Here is a 10356-nt window from a genome sequence, read left to right as displayed (position 1 = left end):
TTCGTCCATCCATTTCGTGAGGGCAACACCCGTACTCAATTCGCCTTTTTCCGACAACTGTCCGTCGAGGCCGGTTACAGGCTCGACACCGATCGCTTCCACGTCGTCAGCAAGACCGAGCTGAAGCAGAACCCCCTGGTCGGGGACCTGCGTGAGCAGTTCGTCTGGGGACGTTTCGAGTACATGCAGAACGGCGACACCGGCCTGATGCGCGACGTGCTGGACATGGCGATCACCGAGGTGGCCGATCCTGTTCCCGCCGGTCCGGCCATCGACCACGGTGTCGATCTGCGCGCTATCACCGCCGCCATGTCCGCGCACCCACGCTCTGTTCACGACTTCACCGCCAACACCTCCACCCCGGACCCCGTGACTCCACCCGTGGACCCGCCCCGCAGCCGACCCACCCTCGACCTCGACTTTTAGACGGATACGTAACTGGCGATGGTGGTGCCGCAGCATCGCCACCGACACTCGCACCTACGACATGGCGCATCCACACCCCGCACCTGCCGGTCAGGGTCCTGCAGAGGAAAGCGGACCGTCCCTGGCCAACGTGCATCACCGAGCACCACCCGAAAGTGTTGCAGCGAGCAACAACAGGGTGAAACTGCTGCATACACGCACTATCATGAGAGCGATCCGTGCAGAGGGCGCAGATGGTTCGAGCCGAGGAGGTGGACAGATGAGCGTGGTCACACCGAAGACTGTGCGTCAGCAGCTCGTGCAGTCCGCCGTGCTCGACAAGATCATCACCACCGGTCTGTCGGTCGACACCGAACCGGTGCGCCGCAGCCTGCAAACGATCCGCCGTCAGGTGAACCGGAGCCCACTGATGGAGCGCTACCTGGACCGATGGGACATGATCGTCCGCACCAACGACATCGACGACATCCGCCGGATCGTCGAGACGGACGACGACACCAGCCGGGAAATGCGCAACCTGTCCCCCCTGTCGGTTCTGCTCAGCGATGACGAACGTCGCCGCGTCCTCACCGAATTCAGCACCAGACTCAAAGCTACTGCGCAGCGGTGAACCGGGACGAACTCGGACGGGCGATCAAGGCCGCGTGCGCCAACCTCGACGAACCCCGCGTGATCGTGCTCGGTTCCCAATCGATCCTCGGCAGCTTCGACACCACCGCCCTGCCCCCGGCCGCCTTCCTCTCTCGAGAAGTCGACATCCTGCCCCTGAGTGGGATCACCGATCCACCTGCCGTCGAAGACAAGCTGCTGCTCCTCGATGCCCGACTCGGCGAGGGCTCCCCTTTCCACATGTCCTTCGGCTTCTACGTCGAAGGCATCCACAAAGACGTCGTAGTCCTGCCCCGACACTGGGAACACCGCCTCGTCCACTTCATCGTCGACGACGACACCTCCACCCTCTACGGCCGAACCGGATTGTGCCTGGACCCAGTGGATCTGTGCGTGTCGAAAACGATCGCCGGACGCGAGAAAGACTACGAATTCGTCGCCGCCCTGGTCGCAGAACAACTCGTGCGAGCCGCCGACATCCGCGCCCGCATCGACAGCGGAATCGAGTGGTCACCGACCTACACCGAGAACAAGGACCTCTCCCTCGATCGAGCGCGGAACTGGCTGAGCAGTCTTGCCGACCCCACCGCGACCTCGGCCAAGGAAGATCCTGCCTCTAATGCTCCGGCGTCGGTGGCCACCGACATCGCCACCGCTCTCCTCGGCCATCCCCGCTCGGTCGAGCAGATGCTCAACAGCAAGAACCGAGGTGAGAACCCCTCGACGTCCGCTGCTTCTCCTGACACCGGACCGACCCGAGAAGCCGGACCCGACCTCTCTCAATGAGTGCTGTACGAATCTGCCTCCCCAGACCGGTGTGCGAATACCGAACCGTACGGAAATAATGGAAAAACAGAACTTGTGCGCCAGTCGGCTACCCTCGCCGACCTTCCAGCGTGGACAACAACACGAACTTCGTGCCCATCAGATCGAACGCCGCTTCGCTGTCGCCGGCGACGAGGAGTTCCCGCTCGCGGGCGTGTAGCGCCGCAATCGCGGTCTCGAGCTCATCGTCGGTCATCGCATCGGCGGCATCGCCGATGGCTCGCGTCCCTTCTTCCACGCGCCGAGGGTAGCCATGGTGCCGTTCGCTGCACGCGCAGCCCATCAGCGGAAAAGGCGATGGTCCCCGGCGGGGGCGCCGGGGACCATCCTTCGACCCGTCAGGGAATCACTCACCTGTCGGGGAACTCGGGTGATTGCAGCGGTCACCGTAGCGGAAGCACGGATCGGTACCAAACAGGTGGAGCGAGAGCGACCGGCAGGAGGAAGGACTCTCGCCAGTCAGTCCTCGACGGGGTACAGATCGCTTACGCGCGCCGGCCACGGATACGTGAGCGGGCTGTCGGCGTTGACCTCGATCATCGCCGTGCCGGTGTCCTCATCGATGTCGTTGACGGTGAACACGAACGTGCCGCGTGCGCTGACCGTCACCTGATCGCCGGGCTTCAGGGTGCTGTCTCCGATCGACACGACAGAAGAGGGGCGTGTCGTTTTCCCAGTTCACACCACAAATTCAGCGAAGCTAATTTTCTGGATCCCGGCGGGTCGCCCCGTCTGCGATCCGGCCGGCTCGCTCACCTTCCGAGTCGGGCCTTGGTTGCTCCTGTGTCTGTCTCGGCGGCCACTGCACCCCGGAGAACGGTGGCCCGGTGTGCGGGGGAATGAGGATCTGCGCATCGCAGACGATGCACAGATAGGTGCGATGTCCGGTGGCTCCCGAGGAGCGCAGGGCCGTTGCGCAGGTGCACGGTGTCCAGCCCACGACCACCCGGTGCGGTCCCAGCCGGTGCCCGTTCGGGCAGAACTTCGGCGGGCGCTCGTAGGACACCACACCACACATTTTCGCACATGTGTTCGATTAGGGCGTTTATAGTCAGGGCGGCAGGTCGATGGAGGGACGCGAGAGGCGGACTTCGGGAAGCATCGGCCTGCCACATCGTTTCCGCAGGAAACAGACATCGAGAGCGGAAGTACCCCCGATGCCGGGCACCCACGCACCGGCCCGTATGCCCGCCTCGGTACCCGGTCACTCCCTCCCCGAGCCGGCGCGAACCGGGGGGATGTGGGTTCCGCCGGGCACCCTCATGCCACCTCGAACGATCCGGGGTGGACCACGCCCCGCTACCGCGCCCCTCGATGGCATAGCGCCGATCCCTACCATTCGTAACGTACGTATCATGATACGTACGTTACGAATGATGTTACGATGCTGGATACGGAACGTCATCGGGTCGGGAGGGCGAGGTCATGGCCGAGGAAGCCAGAGGGGGACGGCGCCGCGAATACGCCACCGACGCCGACCGGGTACGGGCCTGGCGGCAGCGCCAGAAAGACAAGGCCCGCGCCCAGCAACACCAGGATGCGCTGCCGACCGATCCGACCTCGGCGATCGGCACCCTCGCCGAGGCGGTACCACTGCTGCGCCGCGAAACCCAGGCGGCGCTCGAGACGCTGACGACGATCGCGTCGTCGATCACCACCGCGACCGATCTGCTCGCAGATCCGGCGGCGATCGATGCACAGCTGCGGCGCGTACGCGCCGAGGCCGACAAGGTCCGGGCCGACGCCGCAGCCGAGATCGCGGCACTGCGGGACGAACTCGACACCGCGCGCACCGAACGCGCCGACGCCGATGCCGCCGCCACGGCCGCCGACGCCGACGCCACCGAGGCCCTCGCCCAGCTCACCGCAGCCCGGGCCGACCACGCCGCGGCACAGGACCGCTGGCAGCAGCAGCTCGATCAGGCCGCCGCGACCCACCGCGAGCAGATCGCCGGCCTCGAGCACCGGATCGAGCTGCTCACCGGGCAGCTCGACGAACACCGCGAGCAGCTGACCCGAGCGATCGCCGAAAAAGACGCCGCGGCGGCCACCGCAGCCGACCACACCCGCCGGCTCGACGCCGAACTCACCGCCGCCCGCACCGCGGCGGCAGCCGAACGCGACCGCGCCTCCACCGCCCGCGCCGACGCCGCCGCCGCACACGCGCAAGCCGAAGCCGCCCGCGAACGAGTTGCCGAACTGCGCGCCGAACTCCAGGACCTGCGCACACCCCCGGCAGGCCCGTAAACCCCCCAGCCGGCTCCCCGTACTGCTGGCTGCCACAGCAGCGGACGGGCGGGACTGCTGCACGGATAGGTGACATCTGAACTGTGGTGCCGTGAGGCACTGCTGGAAGGATGGACCCCGTGCCCAAGCCCTATCCGAAAGAGTTCCGCGACGACGTCGTCCGCGTGGCCCGCAACCGCGAACCAGGTCAGCACCTGCGGCAGATCGCCGCCGACTTCGGCATCAGCGAATCCTGCCTGACCAACTGGCTCAGGAATGCCGACGTCGAGGACGGCACCAAGCCAGGGACGACGAACGAGGAGTCCAGAGAGAACCGCGAGCTGAGAAAGCGGATCCGGTTGCTTGAGCAGGAGAACGAAGTGCTGCGGCGGGCCGCGGCGTATCTATCACAGGCGAATCTTCCGGGAAAATGATGTACCCGCTCGTCCGCGAGCTGGCCGCCGGCGGGATTCCCGTCGCGGTGACGTGCCGGGTTCTGGGGATCGCGCGCCAGCCGTACTACCGGTGGCTCGCCGACCCGGTCACCGACGCCGAACTCGAGGAGGCGTACCGGGCGAACGCCCTGTTCGACGCCCACCGCGAGGACCCGGAGTTCGGCTACCGGTTCCTCGCCGACGAAGCCCGCGATGCGGGCGAGTCGATGTCGGACCGCACGGCGTGGCGGATCTGTTCGACCAACAGGTGGTGGAGTGTGTTCGGCAAGAAACGTGGCTCGAAGAAGGGCCGCTCCGGGCCGCCGGTGCACGATGATCTCGTCGGCCGCGTCTTCACCGCGGATGCTCCAAACACTTTGTGGCTCACCGATATCACCGAACACAGAACCGAGGAAGGCAAGCTCTACCTGTGTGCGGTCAAGGACGTGTACTCGAACCGGATCGTCGGCTACTCGATCAGCGATCGGATGAAATCCCGTCTGGCTGTCACGGCCCTCGAATCGGCAGTGGCACGGCGGGACTCGGTTGCCGGATGTGTGGTTCATTCCGACCGTGGATCGCAATTTCGCAGCCGGAAATTTGTCCGCGCCCTCGCCCGCCACGACCTGGTCGGATCGATGGGTCGGGTGGGTGCGGCCGGCGACAATGCCGCGATGGAATCGTTCTTTGCGCTGCTCCAGAAGAACGTCCTCGACCGGCAGAGATGGGCCACACGCGAGCAGTTGCGCATCGCGATCGTGACTTGGATCGAGCGGACCTATCACCGCCGGCGACGTCAGCTCCGGCTCGGCAGATTGACGCCTGTCGAGTTCGAGACCATCATGACCACACCAGCCACACAGGCTGCGTGACCGAATCTGTCACCGGATCGTGCAGCAGTCCCAGACGATCGGAGGAGGCGATATACGCCAATCGGATGAACCTAACGCAATGCCGCTCCAGACCTCAGGTTTCGTGCCGGCTCCGTCTCACTGCCTGATCGATCCTGCCCACGCTCCGGTACATGCATTCAGCGGAGTGTTCGCTAAAATCTGTTCACTCCAGTGACACGCGCGTTCTCTCGAAGGACACGCCGAGTGATCGCGTCGCATCGGCGCTGCGCTATCAAAGTCGAGCTGCGTTGCTTCCAGCGGACAGCCACCCGCCCGCGGCAGCGTCTCGACCGAAATCGCCGGCTGCGACGAACCGCAGGCACGTCCGCTTCGACTCCACGCACCGATCCGGGAAGCAGCCACCACGACGCCGACCCGGGCGCGGCGGGGGCAGCAGAAGCCATGAACCACACCGGCAGTAAGGTCGAGACCACGGTGTTGGTGATTGCTGGCCGCAGCATCGACATCGACACCGCGATCGCGAAGGCCCATGCCTATCCGGCAGTGACCGTGGCCCGCTACGACCTGCCCGGACCCGGACCCGCCGCGGTGATCACCGCCGACGAGATCGCCCGCACCCACAAGGTGCGTTCCCGCATCAGCCACGCCCAACGCGACTGGTTCATCCGTACCGCGGAGTTGGGCAGTAGCGGCCCCCGGACCCGATGGACGGGGACTGTAGTGCACCCGACGGAAACCTACCGACCACGATCACGAAGGTGGACTTTCGGTGTTGCCGGGTCAACTCCGGTGTCCACCGGACCGAGTCCAAACGGGCGCGGATATCGGCGAGCATCGTATTCCCTCAAGTATTCGGACCTATCGACGAACCCTCCGATCGGGATTCTGCCTGGTCGGTCTGGTCGGTGTGCAGTTCGGTGCGCACCGACCGCGCCGACGTCCAGATGGCATGGTCGATCTCCCATGCGGTGACCCGTCGGCCAAGTACGCTGGTGACCTTGGTGGCGAGCTCGGAGAGCAGGGTGCGGGCGGTAACAGCCTCGACGTCGGCGCCGTGGCGGGCCAGCCATCGCAGCACCATACGGTCGGGTTTGATGGTGTCTTCGTCGCCGACGAGCATCCACAGATAGCCGCGGCGCACCCCGAAGCCACCTTCACCGGGAACGGCCCGCAACGCGGTCTCCACCGTGTCGAGCCGCTGCGGTTCGTCGAGCAGGACACGAGCATCGTCGAGTGTCCGGATCCCGTGCTCGTGCAGGATTGTCGCGTACTGCAGCACCGCTTCGGCCTTGAGAATGCCCCCGCGCGATGAGGTGCGCTGCCGATTGTTCGTCACCGCCAGCAGCGCATCGACGCTGTCGTAGCGATCCAGGAACGCCTCGAGCGGCAAAGGGTCGACCAGATCGGTGACCGGTGGTGGCACGGACGGCGTCTCGATGCCGGCATCGGCGGCGACCCGGCGCACCACCGGCAGCACGTGACGGTCGTAGTGGGCACCGATGCTGTAGACCGCATCGACGATGCACAGACTCAGACTCAGCCACTGCCACCGACGCGGACGCAGGTCGAGACCACACACGGCCTCGATCAACGGCGGCAGATCAGCAGCGGCGGACATGAGTGCACCGTAATCGATCTGGGCGACATACAAGGCGTGCATCGGCCCTTCGACCCTGCACCGGCGTCGCGATCACCGGCAGCGAACCCGACCGGAACTCGCTCAAAACTCAGGCGGTCGAACTGGCAGCGACCGCTGCGCAGCAGGCGCAGACTCGCACCGGATAAGGGGGCCACGACCGGTGGACCTGTCGGACCACGCGATCAACCGAGCCTCGCGAGCACCCGCAGGACTATCCGCAGGTCGTGATCACCGCATACGGGTTAGCTCAGGGTAGAGCGCACATCTACCGTCGCGCGGAACCAACGGGCCAAGTACTTATCGGCCATCAACTCCGAATGAGCTTCGACGTAGCCGACGAACCAGCCGGACAGGCCGTCCCAGATTCTGTGGTCCCCGGGAGCGGTCAGGCTCCAGCCGAGCTCGTCGAGGGTCCAGTGCGCTTTGGCGGAGTTGCGCAACATCGAGGTGCTCACCCAGTTCGGTTCCGCATCGACGCCGCCGCGGGCGACCGGCACCAGATGGTCGATGGTCGGGAACAGCTCCCAGAACGCGAAGTGCGACTGCGACATCTGCCAGTTCGGATGCGCCGGGAACTCGTCCGGCAGGATCAGTGACAGCGTGCGCAGGGCAGCTGGGTGCACGAGCTTGGTGCCGCTGTAGCGATCGAGGAAGCCGTCCCGGTAGAACACGCGCAGGCATTGACGGTCGGTGTACTGCCGTGAGTTCTTCGCTACCGGGGTGAAGGGATACTCGCTGCGCAGAATCTGCCGGCCCTGCTCGAGATCATCGGCATCGATCGCGGCCACGGTGCGAGCGAGAATATCGGCCTTGTCGCCCTCGACGAGAGCAGGATCCGGAACCGTTTCGGCAGATGGGGATTCAGGGGTCGACACATCTGCGATCGTAGAGTCCCTTTCGGCTACCCGTTACCCGTCCTCCTGCGCATCCAGTGGGAGGTGCCAGTGAGCGCGATGGGCATGAGGCCAGCACGCGGGTCATGTCCGCGATCGGGCATCTCACCTACCGGCCCGGATCGCTTCCGCGTTCCGCTCCGGAATGACAGTGAGCGAACAACCCGACCGCAGCGACAGTGAACATCCGCAGGTTCGAAGAGCGTGAGAACAAGACCGGACTCGTGTATCCGCTGATTCGGCTTGCCGGACACGAGGACAAACGAACGAGATTCATGCTGCCCGCCCGATCACCGCAACCGAATCCGGACCCCTTCGGAGAACAACGTCAACGAATCCTCGAACAACAGATAGTCCGGTTCCGCTCCACTCATCTCAAAGTAGAGCTCCCCGGAGGCCGCTTCCCCAGGGTTCAGGGTCGGGTAGGCAAGAGGTGAGAGCGTGTTGACAGTCGGGCTGAAGCGACGCTCCTGCGAGTCGAACGCATCGAGGTCACCGAACCGGAACACCCGGGGACCCGTACCGATATTGGTCACCGTGATCTCGGCAGTCGAGTTGTTCCACGAGTGCACGACGATCTCGAAACTACCGTCGCGCAGCGGCACACCCAGATCGGTGGCAGGTTCGACGGCCGTGGTCTCAGGCGGGGGCGCGAGGGTCGAGGTGTCCACGGTCTCGGGCGGCACGGGGGGCGCCGTGGTCTCGGGCGGGGCTGCAGGCTCACTGCTGGTGTCCTCGGCGCGGACAGAGGCTTCGGTGTCGTCGCTGCCTTCGACGAAGATGCCGCCGATCATGATGACCAGAATGGTCGCTAGTACCGCTCCTAGCAGAAGAGAGTGCCCACGTCCCCACGACGAAGTCGAGTTCTGCAATGTCGGTGACTCTGGTTCCGGCACCGGTTCGGTCCGGATGCGGGTGTTGGACGTCCATTGCTGTCCGTCCCAGTACCGCAATACCGTCGGGTCGTGAGGGTCGGGCCGCCACCCGGGAGTCGAGTCGTTCATCGGGCGCGTGCCTTTCTTCCATGGAGATCGATGTACGAGCAGTACCGATGATCTTCAGGTCATCTATACATGTGGTCCTTGAGCGGGTGCTGCTGCTGGGTGCAGTCGTCCGCGCCGCATCACCCGCGAGGTGATGTCCTGCTCGGCTACCCGGTTCTGGTCACCAGGCGAACGACGGGTCCGACGATGGCGACGAGGACGAGAACAGCAAGAACCCAACCCACCGTCGGAACTTTGATGACGGCGATGACGACCAACGATGCGGCCGCCATGACGATCAATGCCCAGATGAACTGGCGCTTCCATCGGTCGAGCGGTCTGCGCCGGTACCACTGTGTCGCTGTCTCGGATCGAGGTGCGATCCGCCCACCGAGTTTGAATTCGAACAACGCGATTCCTGTGCTGTCGGCGAATGCTCGTGCAGCCCGGGTGTATCCGCCGTAGGAGAAGTGCACCCACTGAGCGTTGCCCTTCTTCAGGTACACCGTCTCGTGGAGCTGCCGGAGATGATGCTCGTCGATCGGTGTCGGGGTGGTCGTTCCGCGCCCGACGACATCGTGGCCGTCGATGTGGAACAGATCGTCGGTGTTGCCTCGGCGGGTGCTGACCCGATCGAATCCCATGTCCTGCATGTGGGCACTGACCGGCTCATACATCTCGCGGCGACTGAGAGCAGGTTTCACCGCGACTCACTATCTCGGGGCATAGCGCAGGAGACTATCTGATGTTCTGACATGCCTGGCCGGACGCAGTCCGATCGTGGCGTCAGCGGTCATGCCTCGATCTGTGTACCCGGATGCTGGCTGTTGACCAACGGGCTCTGTTCCCAGGAGAACTGTTTTGCCTTCTGTCCTGCCCAGAATGCCGGGGTGTTCTTGTAGCCGACGTTGACACGGCGGGCGACCACAAAGTGACCGGCAAGGTGATGCCCGGCAGCGTCGAGTGCATACGCGGCGCTGTTGATACGGGCACCGGTGGTGCACACGTCGTCTACGAGTAGGACCCGCCGGGTGGGGCCGTCCACGGAGACGAATCCGTCAGTGGACGGCTTGTTGAACGACAACGTTCCTGATCCACGGCGTAGCAGGGTTACTACGGGAACCTGCAGTGGCAGGTCTCGAAGGATGGTCTCGAGTGGGTGTGGGCCCGTCCGACTAGACGAGGGGACGACCGTGATCACGTCAACCGAACTTCGTGCTTGTATGCGCGCACCGTGTTCGTACAGGAACCTGGCGATCAGTGCTTTGACGACGTCGACGTACTCGGGGATAAAGGGTTCACTTTCGTCGATACGGCCCTTGTAGCAGGTCAGCCATTCGCGTAGCTGTGATGGCTTGTTGTACAACGAGATCATGTCCAGCGGTGGTGCTGGCACGCCTAGGGTCTTCCTATTCTTCGCGCAGTTCCAGCATTCCCCAGTCGTCCATTCCGTCCACGTGCGACAGC

11 protein-coding genes and 1 pseudogene are annotated in these 10356 nt (G+C 64.6%); 5 read left to right on the top strand and 7 right to left on the bottom strand.

Annotated features, from left to right (window positions below; all coding sequences use genetic code 11):
• From ACSYG9_RS27975 to ACSYG9_RS27965, 3 genes and pseudogenes are all read left to right on the top strand, one after another.
• Positions 1 to 426, top strand: a pseudogene (locus ACSYG9_RS27975) (Fic/DOC family protein); the annotation flags it as partial.
• Positions 427 to 685: 259 nt separating this feature from the next.
• Positions 686 to 1036, top strand: a complete 351-nt coding sequence (locus ACSYG9_RS27970) for a hypothetical protein (protein WP_065996590.1) — start codon at positions 686 to 688, stop codon at positions 1034 to 1036.
• Positions 1033 to 1821, top strand: coding sequence for a hypothetical protein (locus ACSYG9_RS27965; RefSeq protein WP_220667222.1), 789 nt, complete (start codon positions 1033 to 1035; stop codon positions 1819 to 1821). Before ACSYG9_RS27970 ends, ACSYG9_RS27965 begins: the two co-directional genes overlap by 4 nt.
• Positions 1822 to 1909: 88 nt before the next feature.
• On the opposite strand, the gene ACSYG9_RS27960 is transcribed toward ACSYG9_RS27965, so the two are convergent.
• Positions 1910 to 2098 (bottom strand): hypothetical protein, encoded by a 189-nt coding sequence (locus tag ACSYG9_RS27960; RefSeq protein ID WP_220667225.1) that lies wholly within the window; start codon positions 2096 to 2098, stop codon positions 1910 to 1912.
• 221 nt (positions 2099 to 2319) lie between these two features.
• On the bottom strand, positions 2320 to 2508 hold the full coding sequence (locus ACSYG9_RS27955; RefSeq protein ID WP_220667224.1) for a hypothetical protein: 189 nt from the start codon (positions 2506 to 2508) through the stop codon (positions 2320 to 2322).
• Positions 2509 to 3285: 777 nt separating this feature from the next.
• Here ACSYG9_RS27955 and ACSYG9_RS27950 point away from each other — a divergent pair.
• Entirely contained in the window at positions 3286 to 4107 is an 822-nt protein-coding gene (locus ACSYG9_RS27950; RefSeq protein WP_220667221.1) for a hypothetical protein, read from the top strand.
• A gap of 119 nt (positions 4108 to 4226) precedes the next feature.
• Positions 4227 to 5392, top strand: a protein-coding gene (locus ACSYG9_RS27945; protein ID WP_112320133.1) for an IS3 family transposase whose coding sequence is annotated in 2 segments (ribosomal slippage) — positions 4227 to 4499 and positions 4502 to 5392 — 1164 coding nt in all. Because the reading frame shifts where the segments join, the coding sequence is not laid out codon by codon here.
• Positions 5393 to 6218: 826 nt separating this feature from the next.
• Here the strand turns inward: ACSYG9_RS27945 and ACSYG9_RS27940 are convergent.
• The 5 genes from ACSYG9_RS27940 to ACSYG9_RS27920 all read right to left on the bottom strand — a co-directional run bounded on the left by ACSYG9_RS27940 (position 6219) and on the right by ACSYG9_RS27920 (position 10285).
• Positions 6219 to 6992 (bottom strand): hypothetical protein, encoded by a 774-nt coding sequence (locus tag ACSYG9_RS27940; protein ID WP_220667108.1) that lies wholly within the window; start codon positions 6990 to 6992, stop codon positions 6219 to 6221.
• Positions 6993 to 7255: 263 nt separating this feature from the next.
• Positions 7256 to 7888 carry a BTB/POZ domain-containing protein gene (locus ACSYG9_RS27935; RefSeq protein WP_220667109.1) on the bottom strand — a complete coding sequence of 211 codons (633 nt, stop codon included), beginning with the start codon at positions 7886 to 7888 and terminating at the stop codon, positions 7256 to 7258.
• A gap of 308 nt (positions 7889 to 8196) precedes the next feature.
• A complete protein-coding gene (locus ACSYG9_RS27930) occupies positions 8197 to 8910 on the bottom strand; it encodes a DUF2510 domain-containing protein (RefSeq protein WP_454843073.1) in 714 nt (237 codons plus the stop codon).
• Between the two features lie 146 nt (positions 8911 to 9056).
• Positions 9057 to 9593, bottom strand: coding sequence for a hypothetical protein (locus tag ACSYG9_RS27925; RefSeq protein WP_220667110.1), 537 nt, complete (start codon positions 9591 to 9593; stop codon positions 9057 to 9059).
• Between the two features lie 89 nt (positions 9594 to 9682).
• Positions 9683 to 10285, bottom strand: a complete 603-nt coding sequence (locus ACSYG9_RS27920; protein ID WP_454843072.1) for a ComF family protein — start codon at positions 10283 to 10285, stop codon at positions 9683 to 9685.
• Positions 10286 to 10356: the final 71 nt, after the last annotated feature.

This window comes from Rhodococcus sp. SJ-2, assembly GCF_053750035.1.
This window is presented reverse-complemented; position numbering and strand designations above follow the sequence as displayed.